Raw genomic sequence first — 19,611 nt, forward strand, 5'->3', positions numbered from 1 at the left:
TAATTGACCAATAATAAATTTTAAAATTAATAAGAGATGTGAGTAGATTTACTCACACTCACAACAGCACTTGCACTCATCTCTTTCCTTTGCAAGAGCCACAAGTTCATTGACACAAGCTACGGCCATGGGCGTTCCGCCACGTGTACCTACACATGTGATGGATGGGACCTCCATTTTACGGATCTCTTCCTTGGATTCTGCGGCGTTGACGAAACCGACAGGGGTTCCGACTATAAGTGCCGGTTTGATGCCGTGCTCGATCATCCTGCACACAGCAAGAGCTGCGGAAGGTGCATTTCCGATAGCCACAATAGAACCTTCAATCCTGTCCCTTGCTAAAAGGAATCCAGCAGCAGTTCTTGTAATGCCATACTTTTTAGCAACTTCTGCGTTCTGGTCCTCATCAAGGACGCAGATCACTTCGCAATCATGCCCTTTCTTTGTAACTCCGGCTTTGACCATATTGATATCTACAAAGATCGGAGCTCCGTTCTTGATGGCTTTAACACCAGCTTCTATTGCATCGTCTGTATAGCGCATGATATCAGCAATAGATGGGTCGCCTGTGGAGATCACACAACGCTGGGTGACACGTTCTTCGGGTGTTTCTTTTTCACCTTTCACGATCAGGTCATGCGCAATGCGGCGACTGGTCATGTAGATGGTCTTTGCTTCATCGGTGCGAGCGCCTGAATCTGAACATCCTTCTATGAGCTCTGGGTCGATCTTGACCGTCATCTCTACCAGATCTTCAAGTTCAGGTATGTCCTTCTTACTGCTAGTTTCAGTAGTCATATTTCCTCTGATACCCCCTAGGTGTTATTATCTTTTCGCCGTTCTTGCTCTTCCAGATGCGTGAATCAGCATTACAGACGATTATCATTGTGCTCATGTCAACCCAGTCGTTGTGGTCAAGCACTTCTTCAAGAGTTGTAACGATGTAGTCCTGACTTTCTCCGCGAAGTGCGTTCTTGACAAGTCCTACGGGTACGCTTCCGTCTTTATGCTGTTTGATGATGTCGATAGCCCTTGAGAAATTGGAATGCCTTTGTCTGCTCTTTGGGTTGTAAAGCGAGATAACGAAATCTGCTGATGCGGCTGCATTCAAGCGTTTCTCGATAACTTCCCAGGGTGTCAGCAGGTCACTAAGACTTATGACGGCAAAGTCATTTACAATAGGTGCACCAAGCACACTTGCTCCGGCGGTAATTGCTGTGACTCCCGGAAGGACCTCCACATCAACTTCAAGATCAGCATGTTCAGCAACTTCCATTACAAGACCTGCCATGCCGTAAACATTGGCATCGCCGCCGCTTATCATGGAAACGACCTTGTTCTCTTTTGCAAGTTCCACTGCTTTCTTAGCACGGTCTACTTCCTTTCCCATTGCACTGCGGATTATCTTCTGTTTGTCCAGAAGTTCTGCCATCTGGTCAAGATAAGTGCCGTTACCGACAATGTAGTCGGAGTTCAGTATGACATCTCTGGCACGGATGGTAAGTTGTTCTACAGAGCCTGGTCCGATGCCGATGATGAATAATTTCCCATTTTCATTTTCATTCTGCGATTGCAATTGTGATCCTTCCATATACTTTTTTTTTCAGTATCAATTTCTTATTATCAGATAATGCTAACGCTGCCGGCTCGGCAACACCTTTGAGCCCAAAGCGGCTCGCCTGTGAATCAGACGGGACATCAAAACTGTTCAGAACATCATCAGGCAGGAACTTGATCTCAAATCCCATTTCTTTGATGGCTTCTATCAGTCCGGTCTCGTTTTCTTTAAGTATAGATGAAGCGAACATCTTTATTTCGCTCATGTCCCTTTCCACTTCTTCCAATGCGCAGTTCACTGCATTGATGACCTCTTCGGATGACACTCCTCTGCGGGCGCCTATGCCTAAGTACATTAATGCTCCGCCTTTTTTTTCAGGACAGATACATCATTATCCACAATAACGATCTTTGGTCCCTTTATTTCCAGGACTTCAACATCCTGATCGAGCAGGGCACAATTCACATCTCTTGTAGATTCCCTGTTGACTATGTCATATCCGAGCTTTGCCGCAATACCTTCGACAGAATTGCGATTGTGTACTTCAGTAGCTGTTGTGATAACAGGTATCACTCCTATCTCGGAGATCTTTCTCACAAGCTCATTGGCACCGTGGTGTCCTCCTAGCAGTGGAATGGCAAAGTTCAGGTTAGAATCGACTACCACTATGGCAGGATCTTCCCACTTATCTACTATAAGTGGTGCTATCTCCCGCACAACGATACCTGTTGCAAACACAGCTACTATTGCCTGATATTCTTCAAATATGTCTTTGAAGATATCCTTCTTGTAAATTATCACATCTGCCTCGATGTGGTCTGCAAGTTTGTTTGCCACATCGAGGTTACGTTCAAATGTGATTACAGCGGTTCTTGTGCCACTCCGTATAGGTGTGACCTCCTGTAATCGATAGGGTCTACTACGCCGCCAATGAGGATCATGGCAGAGCGTATGATGCCTGCTTCCTTGACCTTCTCTGCAATATCGGCAACAGTTCCGTAAATGATCTTCTGGTCTGGCCATGATGCGTGGAAAACAACAGCCACTGGAGTATCATCTGAATACTCTACCTTTTCCATGATCTCCTCTATTTTCTGAGTTCCAAGGAAGACCGCCATTGTTGCGTTGTGCCTTGAAAGTTCCTTGAGTTTATCTTCTTCAAGGGTCTTTCCTGCAGGACGTGTAATAATAAGTGTGTCAGAAACACCATTGAGGGTAAGCTGTGTATTGAGTGCTGCAGCAGTTGCGAACACGGAAGAAACTCCTGGAACACGTTCCACTGTAACACCGTACGTCTTCAGCTCTTCCATCTGTTCAACAACGTTACCGTAAAGGGATGGATCTCCACTGTGGAGGCGAACTACTTTCTTTCCTTCCTCCAGGGCATTTGCTATCCTCTTGGATATGTCTTCAAGGGTAAGACCATAGCTGTCAACCTTTTCTCCCTTGCAGTAGTCCACGACAACAGGGTTCACAAGTGAACCTGCATATACCACAAGGTCTGCCTCTTCCAGCTTTTCCTTGCCGAGTAATGTGATAAGTTTTGGGTTACCCGGACCGGCACCCACAAAAGTAACAACTTTATCTGTCATGAAAACACCTGTTTTAATCTTTCTTAGCATAAACAATGCTGAAATAGTTTCCTTTTTCGGGGATGTCTTCGCGGTTCTTGATAATGACCTCTTTGTCGGAGAATAATCTCTCTGCAAAGATGAAATCTGTATATCCTTCCTCGCTGAATTCCTCGATCAATTGCCTTGGACGGTTTGCTTTAAGCCTGATCTTGTGCTTTGTTTCAGAACCATCGCTGACCTCGAACGAAGTGTCAACTTCAGCATCGGCCCTTGCGGCAAAAGATGTGATCGAACTGATCCCCGGGACTGTAGAGGTCTCTACGTCAGGATAATGTTTGTTCATGACACGTTTTAAATGTGTGAACGTAGAAAAGAAATTAGGGTCTCCAATAAGGCCGAACACCACAGTACCGTTCCTTGCTTCATCTGCAATAATGTCTGCATTCTTCTTCCACACTTCGTTCAGCACATCATAATCCCTGAGCATTGGGAAATCCAATATTTCTGGGGTTGCATATGGCTTTACAAGTTTTGCAGCCATGTTCCCTGGCACATACACCTTATCGCTATTCTTAAGAATATTCACCGCTTTAAGTGTAAGAAGCTCCGGGTCACCTGGTCCAAGTCCTACTCCTATCAACATATTTCTATCTCCATAAATTTAATATATCGTACCTAATGTCAACTTTATTAAGCATTAAGAAAGTTTTCCTACTACTATATATACAGGATTTTCAGGCTTGAACATGGTCTCGCCAGTAAGCTCATATCCTCTTGTAATGGTCACATGAACAACTTCTGAAAATATGCCAAGTTCTTTCATCTTGTTCATTGTGGTTACCACGGTTTCTATCCTTACAGCATTGACAACAATATTTCTTGTCTTTTTCTCATAGAGCACATCCAACACTTTGGATATGTTCTTGGTGCCGCCAACAAATGCACAGTCAATAGACCCAATATCAGCATTCTTGTCTATGGCTTCTGATGATTCTCCGTGTATTAATGTGACATCATCAATGCCAAAATTCCTGAAATTCGTCCTTGAAACCTCAATAGCTTCTTCTCTTGCATCGATAGCAACGACTTTGAAATTCCGTGCAGTCTTTGAAGCTTCGATGGACACGGCACCTGTTCCACAACCGACATCATAGAACGTGATTCCATCTTTCAGGTCAAGTTTTGATAATGAGATCGCAATGACCTCTGGCTTTGTAGGGCCTCCGCTTATGTGCAATAGTTCTGACATTTTTCACCTAACTAAAGTAAATTGGAGTTAATTAGATATAGCATAATAAACGTTGTCACATAAAAGGTTGTTGTGAATGACTGCAAATAACGCTAATAAAAAACATCTGTTAGTATTGGGTACAGCCTCACATGTTGGTAAAAGTGCAATAGTGACGGCTCTGTGTCGCATATTCTCTGCTGATCACAAAGTCGCACCTTTTAAGGCACAGAACATGAGCCTGAACTCATGGATTACGGTGGATGGTAAAGAGATCGGTATTGCACAGGCGATACAGGCAAAAGCTGCGGGAGTTGAACCTACGGCAGATATGAATCCTGTTCTTCTTAAACCAAAAGGCGATCGTGTCTCACAAGTTATACTTCTTGGCGAACCCTATGCTGATAAAAGTGCGGGTGCATACTATGATTCCATTGAAGAGACCCACGATGTATTAAAAGGTGCTCTTAAAAGACTTGAGGCTGAATATGATCTTATTGTGATGGAGGGTGCAGGTGGTGCTGCCGAGATTAATCTGTATGACCGTGATATTGTCAATATAGGGACAGCAAGGATAACCGATGCTCCTATCATCCTCGTTGGTGATATTGAACGAGGTGGTGTTTTTGCAAGTTTGTATGGGACGATCCAGTTATTGCCAGAGGATGTTCGCAAGAATGTGCGTGGTCTGATCATAAACAAGTTCAGGGGCGATCCCGCTATATTGGAGTCAGGATTGACTGAACTCGAAGAGCTCACAGGGATCCCTGTCCTTGGTGTAATGCCTTATTTCAAACTTCGTATACCTTCTGAAGATTCGGTATCCATCGGTGACAAATCTGCAGATGACGGTGAACACTATGATGTTGACATCGCAGTAATAAGGTTGACAAGGATATCGAATTTCACGGACTTTGAACCCCTTGAGCATATGGCAAAGGTAAGGTATGTCGACCTTTCTGATGACCTTGGAAACCCCGATGCGATCATCATCCCGGGTACAAAGAACACGACCAGTGATCTGAATGACCTCGTAGAGAGTGGGATGGCTGACAAGATCAAGTCCTTTTACGGCATGGTTCCCATACTTGGTATCTGCGGTGGTTATCAGATGTTAGGCAAATCCATTGTTGATTCCGGTATCGAAGGTGGTGAATCTGCTCGCTTGGATGGACTTGGACTTCTGGATATAGAGACCGTTTTCGATGCATACGAAAAGCGTACGGTTCAGGTAACCAAGACCGTTAAGGAAAGTGGTCCTATCTTTGACAGTATCAAAGGTGAGGATGTGAAGGGGTATGAGATACATATGGGCATTTCTTCATCAAAAAGACCGGTGTTTGGCGATGATGGCTGTGCAGACGATAGTGGTCTTGTTATAGGCACCTATCTGCATGGTCTCTTTGATAATGTCAACATAAGGCGTGCACTTATCAGTTATCTTCTCGAAAAGAAGGGTCTCGAGTTCAAGGAAGAAGAGATTCCTGATAAGGATCCCTATGATGAACTTGCAGATGTTGCTCGTGAAAATCTTGACATGAATAAAATATATGGTATGATCGGATTGGAGCCTGAAAAGGTCTGATCCGGTCATTTCCTTCCTTTAATTCTTTATTCTCTTTTTTTATTCTTCGTAGGATTTTTCAGGTTTCATTGTGAATGTGAACCTTGAGCCTTGTCCCGGTTCACTTTCCACCAGGATTGTCCCGTCCAGCATATCAAGGTATTTCTTCACAAGAATAAGGCCGATGCCTGTTCCTCCAAATTTCCTTGTGCTTGATGAATCGAGTTGTTCTAATGTATTGAAAAGGATAACGTTTATATAGAAGTCACACAATTATACATTAATGTACATACTTGTACACAAATGCAAAGGTGATTACATGAAATATTATCTACAGAAATTAATTGATGGTCATGATCTCTCCATGGTGGAATCTGAAGCTGCCATGGGACAGATACTCGAAAGTGCTACGGATGCACAGGTCGGTGCATTTGTGATGGGTATGAAAATGAAAGGTGAAACTTCTGATGAGGTGGCAGGGTTTGCAAAAGGAATGCTAAATGTTGCAAACATGATCCGTCCTAAGGTTGATGGTATACTCGTTGATACATGTGGCACGGGAGGGGATCGGCACAATACTATTAATATCTCAACAGCTGCTGCAATTGTTGCTGCGGCTGCAGGTGTGACCGTTGCAAAGCATGGGAACCACTCGTTCACATCACTTTCCGGTAGTGCAGATGTTTTCAAAGAGTTGGGTGTTAAGATCGATCTGGAACCTGATCTTGTTAAAAGTTCAATTGAGGATATTGGGATAGGGTTTATGTTGGCTCCCAAATTCCATCCTGCAATGAAACGGATGGTAGGTCCAAGAAAAGAGCTTGCTGTAAGGACAATGTTCAATATTCTCGGTCCTCTGACAAATCCAACCGGTGCAAAGGCACAGGTTATCGGGGTCTTTGACAAAGATCTTTGCAATCTTATGGCTGAGGTCCTCAAAAAACTCGGAAAGGAACATGTAATGGTCTTCCACGGGGATGGCATGGATGAGATCTCAACACTTTCTGAAACATTTGTAGCTGAACTTAAAGATGGTATCATCTCAAACTACACGCTCACTCCTGAAGAATTAGGGGTCGCAAGGGCAAAAGCTACTGATATTGTAGGTGGCACTCCTGAAGAAAATGCCCATGACCTTCTGTATATTCTCAATGGGGAAAAAGGTGCAAAACGCGATATAGTCGTTGTCAATGCTGCTGCAGCGATATATGTTGCAGGACTGGCAATCTCGATAAAGGATGCTATTCCTTTGGCGGAAGAGGCTATTGATAGCAGGAAGGCACTGAATAAGCTTAAAGAATTAGTGGAATTTACATCTGGTAATAAGGTGGATAATGAGGCATTTAACACGGGTCAAAGTCTGCGGAATGAAGTCTGCTGAAGACGTTGATCTTTCAGTACGTTCCGGGGTGGATGCGGTTGGTTTTATAACCGATGTGCCCGTGGACACTCCTCGCAAGATAGATCTCCAAAAGGCAAAAGAGCTTATAGCTAGTGTTCCTTTTTTTGTGGATTCTGTGCTGGTAATAATGCCAGGTTCAGCGCAGGAGGCTATCGATATGATCAGGACTGCTAAACCGGATGTTGTCCAGATTCACAGTCAACTCGATATTGAGGAAATGAGGATTTTAAGGGATAATACTGATGTCAGTATAATTCGCACTTTCCATGTTCAAGGGGATGTGTCTGCTGACGATCTGTGCAATAATATAAATATGTTCACTTCAGAAAACCTTATTGATGGGGTTCTGCTGGATTCATATGTGTCAGGCAAAGTGGGAGGCACCGGTCAATTGCATGACCTTTCCGTAAGTAAGCGTGTAGTTGATCTTGTAGATGTTCCTGCCATATTGGCAGGCGGTCTGAACCCTGATAATGTTAAAGCCTGTGTGAATGAGGTCATTCCTTTTGCAGTGGATACTGCTTCGGGAGTCGAAACGGATGGACTCAAAGATGTTGATAAGGTCGCTGCTTTTGTGAATGCGGTGAGGTGTGTTAGATGATCTCGTTCGATCTTACAAAAGAGGAATTTACGGATATTGTATATGGTGTAGGAAAACCTGCTATTGTTCAGCTTATGGCTAAAGTGAGGTCAGACTGCTCTCCACTTCAGCTTTACACTACATTACAAAAGGACAGATATTCCTACCTGCTGGAATCAGTGGAAAAGGAAAAACGTCATGCTCGCTTTTCATTTGTAGGTGCTTACCCTGATGGTGTTGTTAAGATAAGTGGTCGCACCCTCGTACTGGAATGCACGACAGATTCACCATTGATCAGTAATGTACGGCAGAATATAGCTTCTGAATGTGACATTATTGAAGATACTGATGGTTTGTTAAAAGCGGTCATACGTGATGGTCATGATGTGCTTGATGCATTGAGGGCCGTGTTCCCTACTGCGAACGGGACTGTCTTGCTTAACGGCGAAAGGTTTGACAGACAGACTTTCCTTGGCGGTGCTATTGGTTACAATGGTTACGACATTGTGTATGACTGTTGGTTAGATGCTGAAAGAAGTCATAATTCAGATATTCCTGATATGCAGTTCATTCTCACAACGAAGACATTCGTTTTCGATCATCTCACAGAGGAAACGTATATTGTACTGACTCCGTTCATGGATATCGGGTGTGATGCTGGTGCTATATATGCTGGTGCTTTGCATGACGCAGAGAGAATGCATAAATACCTCTGTCTGGCAGGCGATGTCGAACAAGATATCTTGCCACCGGTAATGGATGCAGGCGAACCAGTGTGTAATATGGGCAAGGGTGTTTTCGAGAAAGCAGTGATGACTGCAAAGCAGCATATCATCGATGGTGATATTTTCCAGGTGGTCTTATCCAGAAGATATTCTGTCAGACTGCAACAGTCCCCTCTTGAACTTTATCGTACTTTAAGGGAAATAAATCCAAGTCCGTATATGTACCTTTTCAGTTTCGATGATCTTAGTATCGTGGGTGCAAGTCCTGAGACGCTTATGACCGTACATAAGAAAAATGTTATTACGAATCCTATTGCTGGGACATGTCCTCGTGGGAAGGACAAGGCTGAGGACGCGAAATATGCTGCTCATATGATGGCGGATGAGAAAGAGCGTGCAGAACATGTTATGCTTGTGGACCTTGGGAGGAACGATGTCCGTATGGTCTCTCAGTCCGGGTCGGTGAAAGTAAAGGACCTGATGAGTGTCGTGAAGTATTCTCATGTACAGCATATCGAAAGTACTGTTTGCGGGGTGTTAAGGCCAGAGTGTGATCAGTTCGATGCGACCCGTGCCATCTTTCCGGCAGGTACACTTTCAGGTGCACCTAAGATAAGGGCAATGGAAATTATCGATGAGTTCGAAACATCCGCACGTGGTGTCTATGGTGGCGGTGTCGGCTACTATTCGTGGAACGGTGATGTGGATACTGCTATCGTGATCAGGACCGTTGTTATTAATGGTGATACTGCTTATATTCAGGCGGGTGCGGGAATTGTGGCGGATTCCGATCCGACATATGAATATGAGGAAACAGAGCGTAAGATGGCTGCTATGCTTACTGCCATGGGGGTCAAAAAATGAAAGTGCTTTTCATTAACAATAGGGATTCTTTTGTATGGAATCTTGTTGACTATGTGTCCATGTATGAATCCGATACAGTTGTGGTGCCCAACACTATTTCTGTGGAGGAGGTCCGGGACATCAAACCTGATGCAATAGTTATCTCACCGGGTCCGGGAAATCCTGGCAATGCACGTGATATTGGAAATTGTCTTTATATCATCCGTGAGTTTGGTGTTAATGTGCCTATACTTGGTGTATGTCTTGGCCACCAGTCGATCAATACTGTTTATGGGGGTACCATCGGTCATTCTCCTGATGGTCCTGTCCATGGTAAGGCTTCAATGATCTCGCATGATGGATCTGAGCTGTTCGAAGGTATTTCTGGAACATTTGCCGCAGGAAGGTATCATTCCCTTTCTATCCATGAGCTGGCTAAGGATGTCAATGTGATAGCAGAGAATGACAATGGTCTCATAATGGGCATCAAACACAGATCTTATCCTGTTTATGGGGTGCAGTTCCATCCGGAATCCATACTGACACCTGAAGGGTTGAAATTGGTTGGTAATTTCCTGAAGTTGGCAGGTATGCGAACGAAGGATTAATGTTCATTGGTGCTATCTTTTCCAATATGATAATTGGATTAACTGGAACTCCGGGTACTGGTAAAACGTCTGTTAGCAGGCTTCTTCAGGAGCATGGCTATAATATGCTTTACCTGACCGATCTGATCAAAGATGAATGCCTTTACTCTGAGGTGGATGAGGGCCGGGATACACTGGTTGCGGATATGGACCGCGTTTTTTCCCGTGTATGTGAGCTGGTCGGTGATGATGAAGGGGTGAACATTATCGATAGTCATATGGCCCATCACATTGCCGATGTGGTCATAGTTCTGCGTACTGCTCCTTCCGATCTTAGGGAACGTCTCAATCTGCGCGATTATTCTGATGCTAAGATCGAAGAGAATGTGGAGGCCGAATGTCTGGACGTTATTCTGGTGGAGTCTGTGGAATGGTGTCAGAAAGTCTATGAGATCGATACTACCGGAAGAATGGCAGAAGATGTTGTGTCTGATGTGGAAGAGATCATCTCGGGTGTTCTGTCGGGCAATGATGCCGAGGTCTATCAAAAGTATATGCCTGGTTCGTTTGACTGGAGTGGGGGGATACTCTGACACTCACTCTATTTTCTTATCAGGGGTGATGCCATAATATTCTGTTCTGGCTTTACCCCATGGACATCCGTTCTTCCCGCATATCCTCAATTCTATCTTTTGCAATGCTTTGCAAATTCCAATCCCTGCTCTTGCACCTCTGCAAACAGGGCAGTATTTTTCACAGAAAACCGGTGCTTTTTCTTTTGTAGTTGTCATATTATTATCTTCTCCACTTTGTTCAATCTCTATTAAATATGTATTTGTTAGTAAAATGTAAATATACTTACTGCCTATCTATTTTAATTATATCTTCATAAGGGAGTATATTATGAAATTTATAAAAATAGGAATTGTTCTGTTGTTAATGTTAGTGTTGATGGTATCCGGATGTTCTGATTCAGAGGAATCCGATGTGGTATCAGAAGTTGCAGACGATCTTGGTGTAGATGTGATAAGTACATCATTTGATGATCTTGATGATGCTTATTGCGATCCTGAAGTTACTCAGGATGAAATCGCAACTCTGATCGATGAAGGGTATAAAGGTAATTTCGTTCAGTGGACAGGGACTGTATTTGCTGTTACTAATAATGGCGACTCCTATACAGTTCAGGTTCAGCACTGCCCGGGTTCACTTTCTGATGCAGGTGTCACTTTCAGTCAGGATCAGAACGATGTTGTTTCAAAGCTCATAAAAGGTCAGGAGATCACTTACCTGGGCAGGATCACACGCTATCAGAAGAGTGTTGGTATCTGGGTTGAAGAAGCTTCCCTTGTTGTTTAAGGGTGTAAGATAAATTCGCTTTAAAAAAGATGATCTGATTAATTATATTTGATGGTGTCTTTCACCATCACTGTTTTTATTTTTGGATATTTAGGTTCAGTCCGTACCCGCAACGCGTCTTAAGCGTCTTACACCGTTGATCTCTTCAATGACATCAGCAACCGCATTTGGTACAAGGTGTTTCCATTCTTCCCCTTCAAGCATACGTCTTCGTATCTCTGTACCCGAATATTCATTCCTGTGGTACATGGGTGGCTGCTTTACCATTACTCCTGTCTCTTCAAAAAGTTCGATGACAAGAGGGTTATTGGCATAGACTGTATCAAAAGGTGGTGTTCTGGACGTTACATAAGAGACCCATATAGGATTTTGCTGTATGTCGTCTATGGGCAATGCATAAAAATGAACGTCAATGTCTTCAAGAGCATGCCTGATCATCATAACTCTTTCGCCTGCAGTGAATGGATTATTCACTTCATGGCTTGTTTGGGCACTTCCGATTCCTATTATAAGTTCATCGACCTCTTTGGCGATGCTGGTTATCACAGAGTGATGCCCCAGATGGAATGGTTGGAAGCGCCCGATGTAAAATGCCCTTTTCATATTCATGCTCAACAATTTTAACGGAAACCGCCATCATCGAATGAGAATTTCTCACACACTTCCAGGTAGTGTGCAGAGTTGTTGTCATGTTTCATTTTCGTCAGTTTCTCAATAAGGAACATTCCCGGCTTTGGATCTTCCATGAACTCAAGTTCACTTTCGACCATCTTAAAGTACTTTTCACCCGCATCGGTGCGTATAAGTACAGAGTTCCAGCCATCTGGTGTGCCTACTGAACCTACTGCTATGTCTGCAAAGACTGATGTGTAGTCATTACAGTGGTGGCATGGGTTCCTTGCATGAGGGGCAACCTTTGCGATAGGTACGCTGTGCTCTTCACCATCTTTGGTGTATGCCCAGAACTTACCTTTACCAAAGTCCATCTTGACAACATCCTCGGCTTTGACGCCCATTATCTCAGGTATTATCTTATCTGTCATGACTTCCTGGTGGAAGCTTTCCATGCAGAGCAGACCTATGATAAGGACTATCTTGTCGTTGACGTTCTCTGAAATGAGTCTTGCACCGTGTGCCTGGCATGGTACTCCGATCACAGCGATCTTTTCATACTTGCTGAATGGATCTCTTAGTACTGAAAGGACTGAATCGTATGTGTATTTGGTACCCTTTGCTTTTTCGACATCTTCTGCACTTGTGAAGAGCTCAAGCTCGGTTTCCCATTTTTCATTCCTGGTGATACCGACAACACAGTCGATCTCACCCTGTCTAAGGAGTGATCGTGCAATAGCGGAAGTAACACCACCGTCCTGACCGGCAATGTTGCTCTTTGCGGCAAGGAAGCTTCTGACGTTAGCGAACTCGTCCTCGAAGTAACCGTCAACGACCGGGCAGATCCTGCTGCATGTAAGACATCCCTCACATACATTAGGGGCAGCACCATGTGTGTACAGTTCGAGGCTATCGGGGTCGCGGATCTCAGCTTTCTTGTCACCCATTGTTATTGCACCGGCAGGACATGCTGAAACGCATGCCCCACAAGCGGTACAGACGTCAAAGTTAATGACGTCCATTATTTTAGGATTAACCATCAGTTCCCACCGATGATCTCCTTTCCGATGAGTTTGATCGCTTTTTCTTTGTTAGGTCCGATAGGTGAACCTGCAACGATCTGAGTGACACCGATGTCAAGCAATTCATTGATCCTTGCTTTACAGTCGTCTGGTGTACCGGATATGGAGAATGATTCCATCATGTTGTTTGTGACCATGTCACCCATGAGTGCTCCGAAGTCGCCCTTTGCGATAGCTCCGCCGATGTCTGCCTTTGCAGCGACATCAATGCCGTGGCGCTCAAGGACCATGTCAGGTGAACCTGCAACAATGAATGCAACAACGACCTTTGCTGCGCTTCTTGCTTTTGCAGCATCCTTGTCAATTGAGAAGCATGCGTATGCTGCAACATCAACGTCCTTTGGATCTCTGCCTGCTTTCTTTGCACCGGATGTGATCTGTTTTACTGCTACTTCAAAGTCATTTGGGTGTGATGCATTGATAAGGACACCGTCTGCGACCTCTCCTGCGAGCTCGAGCATCTTTGGACCCTGTGCACCCATGTATATAGGTACGTCACCGGTCTTGAATGCTAACTTTGCACCGCTGAACTGGACCATATCTCCGTCCATTGTTACTTTCTCACCTGCGAAGAATGAGCGAAGCGCAGAGATATTTTCCTTTGTGGTAGTAAGTGGTTTTTCCCATTCAATTCCCATCGCATCGAAGGTTGCCTTGTCGCCAGGGCCAAGACCTAAGATAGCACGTCCGCCGGATATCTCGTTAATTGCACCAATACTTGAAGCTGTGATGGCTGCGTTCCTTGTGTAGGGGTTTGTAACGCCGGTACCGATCTTGATGCTGTTTGTGTTCATGGCAAGAACTGCCAGTGTTGAGTAAACGTCACGATTGTTGTAGTGGTCAGTGATCCACACATTGTCAAATCCCTGCTGTTCTGCGAGCTTTGCGTAATGTGCGATCTTAAGCACTGGATCATTTGGCACGAATTCTATTCCGAATGTCATTTAAATCCTCCAATTTAATAATGCTATTTAATAATGCTATTTAATAATGCTATTTAATAATGCTATTTAATAATGCTATTTAATAATGCTATTTAATAATGCTATTTAGGATTACGTGCATATATTAAAACCTTATTGGTTTATCTCGAATGGAATACATTATCCGTGCTAAGCTTATATTTCTTGTTTGATTAGTCTGTTAATATGTGTGAAATGTTCTCTTTTTCCCTGTATATTTAATTGCTTTTTCATCCCACTGTTCTTCTGTCACTTTTGAAATACCGATATGCATAAATATCCATCTGACCTATTTTCAAGAGTAGTAATGGTTCCATTTATGGAATTCAAGGGGGATTTCCTTGGTCTATCATTCAATTAAGTAGGAACTCTGGGTTGCCTGTTACATTTTTCAGGTGTCTCTTAATATATTCCTCAATGCATCTCCCAATGGCAATAGTGATAGAAGCTGATGCTGGGAGCATGTACAAATTGACGATCTTGGAATCTTGTCCCATATGTCTGTTGAAACGATTTACAAACAAACACTTTTTCTAAATACTACATTGGGTGATCGAATGAAATGTTATGAATGTGCAAAGAACGAAAAAGACTCGGATGTTTTAGGCATCTGCATTGTATGTGGCAGGGGGGTTTGCAAAGACCATCTTATGCGTGAGAAAATTCCAAAATGGGATGGAGAATATGACATCAAGCTAAGTTGTATGGGCGATTCCTGCAAGATAAAGGACATGCAGCCAATGCTCAAGATTGTGTGCACACCATGCCATGATGCTCTAATAGGGAACCAGTGAGGTGGATACCATGATGAAATGTTATGATTGTATGGAAGAGGGCAACGACACTGAAGCTGCAGCTGTCTGTATTTTATGTGGAAAAGGAATTTGTGTGAACCACTCGAAAGAACTTCTTCTTTCGGTCTCAGCAGGGGCACCACCTCATACTAAGCGTATGCACAACGGCCTTACAAAGATCCTGTGCAAGTATTGCCTGAGCAACACCATTGTTGATGCCTTTGACTGATCACATTGATGTTTATAAATTTATAAATTATTAATTAGGGAGTGACATAATATGAGTGAAGAAAGCAGAAAAATAATAGACGATATTGGCGATAAGATGGGGTTCACCCCTCAAATACTTGAGACCTTACATGAACTGGATCCTCATTTTGTAAAGAAGTACACCCGATGCGATCATAAGATCCTTACAGACGGTGCCCTCCCGGCAAAAGTAAAAATATTGATGGCACTTGCTGTTGTAGCTTCCAAGCAGTGTGAATCCTGTACGGTGGCACAGATGAAAAGTGCATTGAAGAATGGTGCGACAAAAGAGGAGATAATGGAAACCATGGAAGTTATTTCCGTAACATCCGGTGCACCTGCTGTGGCAGCATGCCGGGATGCGCTAAAAATGTTGAAATAACTCAATCGTTCGGTCGAAGGATAAGGGCACAATACCATCTGGGTCGAATAAATTCTCATCGACCTTCTTTTTTTAGGGCTTGTTCCCTTGTTCATTAATTTTTAAAAATGATCTCAGGGGGTTTCTCATATTAAGTCCATTCATTTAGCTTTGACATTCTTATTGTTCGTAGCTGCGATCCTGTTTGTCACATGTACTGCCTCAGCCGTTGATCCTACAGGATTTGATGAGTTGAACTCTGAAGATTTCGTGACCAATTCTAAATGTGCGAATTGCCATGCTATATTGCGTAGTCAGCATGAAGGTAGCATGCATGCTTTTGCTTATTCCGACCCTCTGTATCAGAAAGAGGCTCTGCTTGCAAGTGAAGATACCAACGGTCAGACCGATGAGTTCTGTTCCCGCTGCCACACGCCCATAGGTGTTGTCAGTGGTGAAGTTCCTCCCATCGATGGCTCTATGATAAGTGATGTGGCTGCGGAAGGTGTCCAATGTGATTTCTGTCACACAGTATCCGAAAGTGCAGGTATTGGTGACGGTTCATTCGTTTCAAGTCCTGGCGATGTTAAATGGGGCCCGCGTGATGATGCACCTTCGGCTTTCCATGAGTCCGAGTTCAATGGTCTTTACACGGAGGCTGAATATTGCGGTATGTGTCATAATGTGAACAGCCCTTTTAATGGCCTGCCTCTTGATGATACTTACACTTTCTGGTCCGAGAGCTCTTATGCAGAAGAAGGTGTGGTTTGTCAGGATTGTCACATGAGCCCGGGTATAACACATTTCGAAGCAGACCCTGGCCGATCAGCGTCCAGTTCTCCTAAGAGGGACCATATTCCTGTACATGAGATCGTTGGTGGCAACTACTTCATGCTTGATATCCTAACTGATGGAAAAGCCGGTGATGCTGCTGTGGAAAGGCTCCAAAAGGCTGCAACGCTTGAAGTGGATGCACCGGAAGATGCAATTTCCGGTGATGATGTTTCTATCAAAGTCTCTGTTACCAATTCCGGTGCCGGTCATAAATTGCCTACGGGGATCTCTGAAATAAGGCAGATGTGGGTATCTGTCTCAGTAACTGATGCCGATGGGGTACTATTATACAGTTCCGGAACGCTTGATGGTGAGGGGAATGTCGAAGAGGGTATTATCTATCATACGGTCCTTTCCGATGCTGATGGGGATGTGACAACTAAACTATGGCAAGCTGAGGCTATTGTTTCCGATAATCGAATCCTTCCAGGCGATACAGCGGTCGAATCCCATTCGTTCGTTATGCCGGAGGGAGCTGCGGATCCTATTCTCGTTGAAGCAAAACTATTATACCGCTCCGCACCTCAGAGTATTGTTGATGAACTGTTCGGGAAGGGTACTCATGAAGTTCCTGTGATTGATATGGCAAAAGCCTATGGTTCTATTAATGGGGAGGCTGAAGTGCCTTCAAGTTCAACACCGGGATTTGGTGTAATATTGCTTATATTTTCACTGATCGCAGCTGGTTGTGTTGGCAGGATCCTAAAATGATATTGGAGAAATGATATGTCTGATAATGCGATAAAGCTGCTTGGGATCTCGGGCAGCCCTCGAAAAAAAGCCACTGATAGAATGGTCAGGGAGGCTTTGAAGTATGCTGAGGAAAAATATGGTGTGGAAATTGAATATTTCTCTGCTAAAGGCAAGGATCTGAAATTCTGTATCCACTGTGACCATTGCGTAAGAACAAAACAGGGATGTATCCACAAAGATGATATTGTGGAACTTTATGAGAAAATGGAGTGGGCAGATGCCTGGATAATTGGCACCCCTGTCTATCAGGGTACGGTCAGTGGTCAGACTAAAACAATAATGGATAGGTGCCGTGCAGTTGTTGCCCGTGACCCGAAGGTCTTTATGAATAAGGTGGGTGCCGGTATGGCTGACGGCGGTGACCGTGTGGGCGGGCAGGAACCGGCTTTACAGGTTATACATAATTTTTATATCATCAGCGAAATGATCCCTGTGTCAGGTGGTTCATTTGGTTCTAATCTCGGAGGTACGTTCTGGTCACAGGATAAAGGTGCCGATGGCATTGAAGTGGATGATGAAGGTTTAAGAAGTATGCGAAAGACGGTTCGAAGGCTTATTCAGACGGCTCAAATGTTAAAAAAAATACCATCGGAGGATATTTAAGTGGAATTCGAAGCTCCTATCACTGAAATTATAGAACAGACGCACGATGTGAAAAGTTTCCGTTTCAAAAGGCCTGAAGATTTTGAGTACAAGGCCGGACAGTATTTGTTTGTTAGTATTCCCGTAAATGGTGAAATGCAGCGTAAGCCCTTGACAATATCCAGCAGTCCTACTGAAAAAGATCATCTGGAATTCACTAAAAAACTTACCGGTCATGAATACTCTGATGCACTTGATGCAATGGTTCCGGGTGATGTTCTTATTATCAACGGTCCCAATGGCAGGTTCACTTTTGAAGGCGAGTATAATAAGATCGCCCTCATCAGCGGTGGTATTGGCATTACTCCTATGATCAGTATATGCAGGTATTGCAGCGATAGTAAGACTGGTACGGACATCGTGTTCCTTGATAGCAATAAGGTGGAATCTGATATTGCATTCGGGGATGAACTGGACGAGATGGGGCGTTCACATCCTAACATGAAGGTCGTACATACGCTGACACGCGCAGATACTGATTGGCTGGGTTGTACTGGGCGTATATGTGAACCAATGATATTGGACTATATTTCTGATATCCTGGAACGTACTGTCTATGTTTGTGGCCCTCCTCCAATGATGAAGTCCGTTGAAGAACTACTTCTTAATATGGGAATTCCTAAAGAACAGATCAAGAAAGAAGCACTTGTGGGATTCTAAGTATTATCTATTAATGATGTTTTTTGAAATAAAAATATGAGGTATATCAATGAGTTGTATCAAAGAAACTGAAACTGAAAAAAATCTATTGAAAGCCTTTGCAGGCGAATCACAGGCAAGGAATCGGTATACGTACTTTGCTTCAGTTGCCAGAAAAGCGGGGTATGATCAGATCTCCGCTATCTTCGCTGAGACCGCAGATAATGAGAAGGAACATGCAAAGAGGCTCTTCAAGTTCCTTGAGGGCGGAGATGTTGAGGTCACAGCTTCTTTTCCTGCAGGCGTGATATCAAGTACAAGGGATAATCTTGAAGCTGCGGCTGCTGGCGAGAACTACGAACATACTACTATGTATCCGGAATTTGCCAAGATCGCTGAAAGTGAAGGATTCCTGGAGATCGCTTCTGTGTTCAGGCATATAGCTGTTGCAGAAAAAGGACATGAAGAGCGTTATCTTAAACTTGCTGCCAATCTGGATCTCGAGATGGTATTCAGAAAGGATGGTACCGTTGCATGGAGATGTCGCAACTGTGGTTATATTCATGAAGGTCCTGCAGCTCCGGATAAATGTCCTGCATGTGATCACCCAATGGGATATTTCGAGGTTAAGGCAGAGAACTACTGATGGGGGTTTATGATATGAAACGTATTGCATGGGGTATTACAGGTTCTGGTGACCAGATCGTTGAGACGTATCAGGTCATGAAGGACATTCAGAAGCGTACTGATCTTGAGTTCATGGTCTTCCTTTCAAAGGAGGGGGAGACCGTTATGAAATGGTATCGTATTTGGGATGATATTCAGAGGGATTTCCCTAATTTCAAGACCGGTGTGGGTCCGAACTCGCCTTTCATTGCAGGCCCTCTCCAGGTGGGTCATTACGATGCTTTGATTATTTCACCTGCAACGGCTAACAGTGTGGCTAAGATCGTTCACGGCATCGCCGATACGCTTGTTACGAATGTAGTTGCACAGACCGCAAAAGGTGATACGCCTATCTATATTCTTGCAGTTGATCAGAAACGTGGAACTGTGGATACTTATGCACCCAGTGGGAGGAAGATGACGTTGAAGATGCGTGAAATAGATGTTTCCAATTCTGAGAAACTTTCACAGATGGAAAATATAACGCTCATCGAAAAACCGGAAGATATTTACCAGATCCTCGGTGTAGAAAAATAAGTGATGGTTTCCGGCTAGTTCCGGAAGTCCCATCATTTTATTATTTTATTTCTAACAATA

27 protein-coding genes are annotated in these 19,611 nt (G+C 43.8%); 15 read left to right on the top strand and 12 right to left on the bottom strand.

Translation table 11 applies throughout. The annotated features are described in order from the left end of the window. Positions 1-48: 48 nt before the first annotated feature. Genes MBUR_RS12230 through cbiT form a run of 7 tightly spaced genes read right to left on the bottom strand, consistent with a single transcriptional unit; the run spans position 49 to position 4,381 of the window. Positions 49-798, bottom strand: a complete 750-nt coding sequence (locus tag MBUR_RS12230; RefSeq protein ID WP_011500344.1) for a precorrin-8X methylmutase — start codon at positions 796-798, stop codon at positions 49-51. After that, positions 788-1,591 (bottom strand): precorrin-3B C(17)-methyltransferase, encoded by an 804-nt coding sequence (gene cobJ, locus MBUR_RS12235; protein ID WP_011500345.1) that lies wholly within the window; start codon positions 1,589-1,591, stop codon positions 788-790. Before cobJ ends, MBUR_RS12230 begins: the two co-directional genes overlap by 11 nt. Next, positions 1,560-1,913, bottom strand: coding sequence for a cobalamin biosynthesis protein (locus tag MBUR_RS12240; protein ID WP_048063424.1), 354 nt, complete (start codon positions 1,911-1,913; stop codon positions 1,560-1,562). The genes cobJ and MBUR_RS12240 overlap by 32 nt, the downstream gene beginning before the upstream one ends. Beyond that, a complete protein-coding gene (locus MBUR_RS12245; RefSeq protein WP_232221911.1) occupies positions 1,913-2,395 on the bottom strand; it encodes a cobalamin biosynthesis protein CbiG in 483 nt (160 codons plus the stop codon). Before MBUR_RS12245 ends, MBUR_RS12240 begins: the two co-directional genes overlap by 1 nt. Before the next feature lie 23 nt (positions 2,396-2,418). Further along, positions 2,419-3,150 carry a precorrin-4 C(11)-methyltransferase gene (cobM, locus tag MBUR_RS12250; RefSeq protein WP_011500346.1) on the bottom strand — a complete coding sequence of 244 codons (732 nt, stop codon included), beginning with the start codon at positions 3,148-3,150 and terminating at the stop codon, positions 2,419-2,421. A gap of 13 nt (positions 3,151-3,163) precedes the next feature. After that, entirely contained in the window at positions 3,164-3,775 is a 612-nt protein-coding gene (locus MBUR_RS12255) for a cobalt-factor II C(20)-methyltransferase (protein WP_011500347.1), read from the bottom strand. 54 nt (positions 3,776-3,829) lie between these two features. Beyond that, a complete protein-coding gene (gene cbiT, locus MBUR_RS12260) occupies positions 3,830-4,381 on the bottom strand; it encodes a precorrin-6Y C5,15-methyltransferase (decarboxylating) subunit CbiT (RefSeq protein WP_011500348.1) in 552 nt (183 codons plus the stop codon). A gap of 76 nt (positions 4,382-4,457) precedes the next feature. Here cbiT and MBUR_RS12265 point away from each other — a divergent pair, with 76 nt between their 5' ends. Further along, positions 4,458-5,945 carry a cobyric acid synthase gene (locus MBUR_RS12265; protein ID WP_011500349.1) on the top strand — a complete coding sequence of 496 codons (1,488 nt, stop codon included), beginning with the start codon at positions 4,458-4,460 and terminating at the stop codon, positions 5,943-5,945. A gap of 39 nt (positions 5,946-5,984) precedes the next feature. On the opposite strand, the gene MBUR_RS12270 is transcribed toward MBUR_RS12265, so the two are convergent. After that, a complete protein-coding gene (locus tag MBUR_RS12270; RefSeq protein WP_048063425.1) occupies positions 5,985-6,197 on the bottom strand; it encodes an ATP-binding protein in 213 nt (70 codons plus the stop codon). A 46-nt stretch (positions 6,198-6,243) separates the two neighbouring features. Between MBUR_RS12270 and trpD the strand changes: the two genes are divergently transcribed. Genes trpD through MBUR_RS12295 form a run of 5 tightly spaced genes read left to right on the top strand, consistent with a single transcriptional unit; the run spans position 6,244 to position 10,654 of the window. Continuing rightward, on the top strand, positions 6,244-7,305 hold the full coding sequence (gene trpD, locus MBUR_RS12275; RefSeq protein ID WP_011500350.1) for an anthranilate phosphoribosyltransferase: 1,062 nt from the start codon (positions 6,244-6,246) through the stop codon (positions 7,303-7,305). Then, entirely contained in the window at positions 7,259-7,927 is a 669-nt protein-coding gene (locus MBUR_RS12280) for a phosphoribosylanthranilate isomerase (protein WP_011500351.1), read from the top strand. The genes trpD and MBUR_RS12280 overlap by 47 nt, the downstream gene beginning before the upstream one ends. After that, entirely contained in the window at positions 7,924-9,495 is a 1,572-nt protein-coding gene (gene trpE, locus MBUR_RS12285) for an anthranilate synthase component I (RefSeq protein WP_011500352.1), read from the top strand. Before MBUR_RS12280 ends, trpE begins: the two co-directional genes overlap by 4 nt. Next, a complete protein-coding gene (locus tag MBUR_RS12290) occupies positions 9,492-10,082 on the top strand; it encodes an aminodeoxychorismate/anthranilate synthase component II (protein WP_011500353.1) in 591 nt (196 codons plus the stop codon). Before trpE ends, MBUR_RS12290 begins: the two co-directional genes overlap by 4 nt. A gap of 26 nt (positions 10,083-10,108) precedes the next feature. Then, a complete protein-coding gene (locus MBUR_RS12295) occupies positions 10,109-10,654 on the top strand; it encodes an adenylate kinase family protein (RefSeq protein WP_048063688.1) in 546 nt (181 codons plus the stop codon). Between the two features lie 3 nt (positions 10,655-10,657). Here the strand turns inward: MBUR_RS12295 and MBUR_RS12300 are convergent, their stop codons facing one another. Next, complete coding sequence (locus tag MBUR_RS12300; protein ID WP_011500355.1) at positions 10,658-10,852, bottom strand: hypothetical protein; 195 nt, start codon at positions 10,850-10,852, stop codon at positions 10,658-10,660. A gap of 112 nt (positions 10,853-10,964) precedes the next feature. On the opposite strand from MBUR_RS12300, the gene MBUR_RS12305 reads away from it, so the two are divergent. Further along, positions 10,965-11,420 carry an OB-fold protein gene (locus MBUR_RS12305; protein ID WP_011500356.1) on the top strand — a complete coding sequence of 152 codons (456 nt, stop codon included), beginning with the start codon at positions 10,965-10,967 and terminating at the stop codon, positions 11,418-11,420. Between the two features lie 96 nt (positions 11,421-11,516). Here MBUR_RS12305 and MBUR_RS12310 read toward each other — a convergent pair whose 3' ends face one another. The 3 genes from MBUR_RS12310 to mer are packed head-to-tail and all read right to left on the bottom strand — an operon-like array spanning position 11,517 to position 14,058. Beyond that, on the bottom strand, positions 11,517-12,029 hold the full coding sequence (locus MBUR_RS12310; RefSeq protein WP_011500357.1) for a nicotinamide-nucleotide adenylyltransferase: 513 nt from the start codon (positions 12,027-12,029) through the stop codon (positions 11,517-11,519). An 11-nt stretch (positions 12,030-12,040) separates the two neighbouring features. Further along, entirely contained in the window at positions 12,041-13,072 is a 1,032-nt protein-coding gene (gene fpoF / locus MBUR_RS12315) for a F420H2 dehydrogenase subunit FpoF (RefSeq protein ID WP_011500358.1), read from the bottom strand. Continuing rightward, on the bottom strand, positions 13,072-14,058 hold the full coding sequence (gene mer / locus MBUR_RS12320; protein ID WP_011500359.1) for a 5,10-methylenetetrahydromethanopterin reductase: 987 nt from the start codon (positions 14,056-14,058) through the stop codon (positions 13,072-13,074). The genes fpoF and mer overlap by 1 nt, the downstream gene beginning before the upstream one ends. Before the next feature lie 575 nt (positions 14,059-14,633). Between mer and MBUR_RS12325 the strand changes: the two genes are divergently transcribed. From MBUR_RS12325 to afpA, 8 genes are all read left to right on the top strand, one after another. Further along, the gene (locus MBUR_RS12325; RefSeq protein ID WP_011500360.1) at positions 14,634-14,870 is read left to right on the top strand and encodes a DUF2180 family protein; all 237 of its coding nucleotides are present in this window, start codon (positions 14,634-14,636) and stop codon (positions 14,868-14,870) included. Positions 14,871-14,880: 10 nt separating this feature from the next. Continuing rightward, complete coding sequence (locus MBUR_RS12330) at positions 14,881-15,099, top strand: DUF2180 family protein (RefSeq protein ID WP_048063426.1); 219 nt, start codon at positions 14,881-14,883, stop codon at positions 15,097-15,099. Between the two features lie 51 nt (positions 15,100-15,150). Beyond that, positions 15,151-15,501, top strand: coding sequence for a carboxymuconolactone decarboxylase family protein (locus tag MBUR_RS12335; RefSeq protein WP_011500362.1), 351 nt, complete (start codon positions 15,151-15,153; stop codon positions 15,499-15,501). Positions 15,502-15,651: 150 nt separating this feature from the next. Further along, the gene (locus MBUR_RS12340) at positions 15,652-17,025 is read left to right on the top strand and encodes a multiheme c-type cytochrome (RefSeq protein WP_011500363.1); all 1,374 of its coding nucleotides are present in this window, start codon (positions 15,652-15,654) and stop codon (positions 17,023-17,025) included. A gap of 15 nt (positions 17,026-17,040) precedes the next feature. Continuing rightward, positions 17,041-17,670 (top strand): flavodoxin family protein, encoded by a 630-nt coding sequence (locus MBUR_RS12345; RefSeq protein WP_011500364.1) that lies wholly within the window; start codon positions 17,041-17,043, stop codon positions 17,668-17,670. Next, positions 17,671-18,369 carry a ferredoxin--NADP reductase gene (locus tag MBUR_RS12350; protein ID WP_011500365.1) on the top strand — a complete coding sequence of 233 codons (699 nt, stop codon included), beginning with the start codon at positions 17,671-17,673 and terminating at the stop codon, positions 18,367-18,369. A gap of 49 nt (positions 18,370-18,418) precedes the next feature. Further along, entirely contained in the window at positions 18,419-18,994 is a 576-nt protein-coding gene (rbr, locus tag MBUR_RS12355; protein WP_011500366.1) for a rubrerythrin, read from the top strand. Between the two features lie 14 nt (positions 18,995-19,008). Continuing rightward, the gene (gene afpA / locus MBUR_RS12360; protein ID WP_011500367.1) at positions 19,009-19,551 is read left to right on the top strand and encodes an archaeoflavoprotein AfpA; all 543 of its coding nucleotides are present in this window, start codon (positions 19,009-19,011) and stop codon (positions 19,549-19,551) included. Positions 19,552-19,611: the final 60 nt, after the last annotated feature.

The sequence above is a fragment of the Methanococcoides burtonii DSM 6242 genome (genome assembly GCF_000013725.1).
Classification (GTDB): Archaea; Halobacteriota; Methanosarcinia; order Methanosarcinales; family Methanosarcinaceae; genus Methanococcoides; species Methanococcoides burtonii.

Coding starts and splice junctions, on each gene's coding strand:
- trpE (WP_011500352.1), top strand. CDS start 7,924: ATGATCTCGTTCGATCTTACAAAAGAGGAATTTACGGATATTGTATAT.
- MBUR_RS12230 (WP_011500344.1), bottom strand. CDS start 798: ATGACTACTGAAACTAGCAGTAAGAAGGACATACCTGAACTTGAAGAT.
- MBUR_RS12305 (WP_011500356.1), top strand. CDS start 10,965: ATGAAATTTATAAAAATAGGAATTGTTCTGTTGTTAATGTTAGTGTTG.
- MBUR_RS12310 (WP_011500357.1), bottom strand. CDS start 12,029: ATGAATATGAAAAGGGCATTTTACATCGGGCGCTTCCAACCATTCCAT.
- cobM (WP_011500346.1), bottom strand. CDS start 3,150: ATGACAGATAAAGTTGTTACTTTTGTGGGTGCCGGTCCGGGTAACCCA.
- MBUR_RS12300 (WP_011500355.1), bottom strand. CDS start 10,852: ATGACAACTACAAAAGAAAAAGCACCGGTTTTCTGTGAAAAATACTGC.
- MBUR_RS12255 (WP_011500347.1), bottom strand. CDS start 3,775: ATGTTGATAGGAGTAGGACTTGGACCAGGTGACCCGGAGCTTCTTACA.
- MBUR_RS12330 (WP_048063426.1), top strand. CDS start 14,881: ATGATGAAATGTTATGATTGTATGGAAGAGGGCAACGACACTGAAGCT.
- MBUR_RS12290 (WP_011500353.1), top strand. CDS start 9,492: ATGAAAGTGCTTTTCATTAACAATAGGGATTCTTTTGTATGGAATCTT.
- MBUR_RS12295 (WP_048063688.1), top strand. CDS start 10,109: ATGATAATTGGATTAACTGGAACTCCGGGTACTGGTAAAACGTCTGTT.
- trpD (WP_011500350.1), top strand. CDS start 6,244: ATGAAATATTATCTACAGAAATTAATTGATGGTCATGATCTCTCCATG.
- MBUR_RS12280 (WP_011500351.1), top strand. CDS start 7,259: ATGAGGCATTTAACACGGGTCAAAGTCTGCGGAATGAAGTCTGCTGAA.
- MBUR_RS12240 (WP_048063424.1), bottom strand. CDS start 1,913: ATGTACTTAGGCATAGGCGCCCGCAGAGGAGTGTCATCCGAAGAGGTC.
- afpA (WP_011500367.1), top strand. CDS start 19,009: ATGAAACGTATTGCATGGGGTATTACAGGTTCTGGTGACCAGATCGTT.
- MBUR_RS12345 (WP_011500364.1), top strand. CDS start 17,041: ATGTCTGATAATGCGATAAAGCTGCTTGGGATCTCGGGCAGCCCTCGA.
- rbr (WP_011500366.1), top strand. CDS start 18,419: ATGAGTTGTATCAAAGAAACTGAAACTGAAAAAAATCTATTGAAAGCC.
- mer (WP_011500359.1), bottom strand. CDS start 14,058: ATGACATTCGGAATAGAATTCGTGCCAAATGATCCAGTGCTTAAGATC.
- MBUR_RS12335 (WP_011500362.1), top strand. CDS start 15,151: ATGAGTGAAGAAAGCAGAAAAATAATAGACGATATTGGCGATAAGATG.
- MBUR_RS12265 (WP_011500349.1), top strand. CDS start 4,458: ATGACTGCAAATAACGCTAATAAAAAACATCTGTTAGTATTGGGTACA.
- fpoF (WP_011500358.1), bottom strand. CDS start 13,072: ATGGTTAATCCTAAAATAATGGACGTCATTAACTTTGACGTCTGTACC.
- cbiT (WP_011500348.1), bottom strand. CDS start 4,381: ATGTCAGAACTATTGCACATAAGCGGAGGCCCTACAAAGCCAGAGGTC.
- cobJ (WP_011500345.1), bottom strand. CDS start 1,591: ATGGAAGGATCACAATTGCAATCGCAGAATGAAAATGAAAATGGGAAA.
- MBUR_RS12325 (WP_011500360.1), top strand. CDS start 14,634: ATGAAATGTTATGAATGTGCAAAGAACGAAAAAGACTCGGATGTTTTA.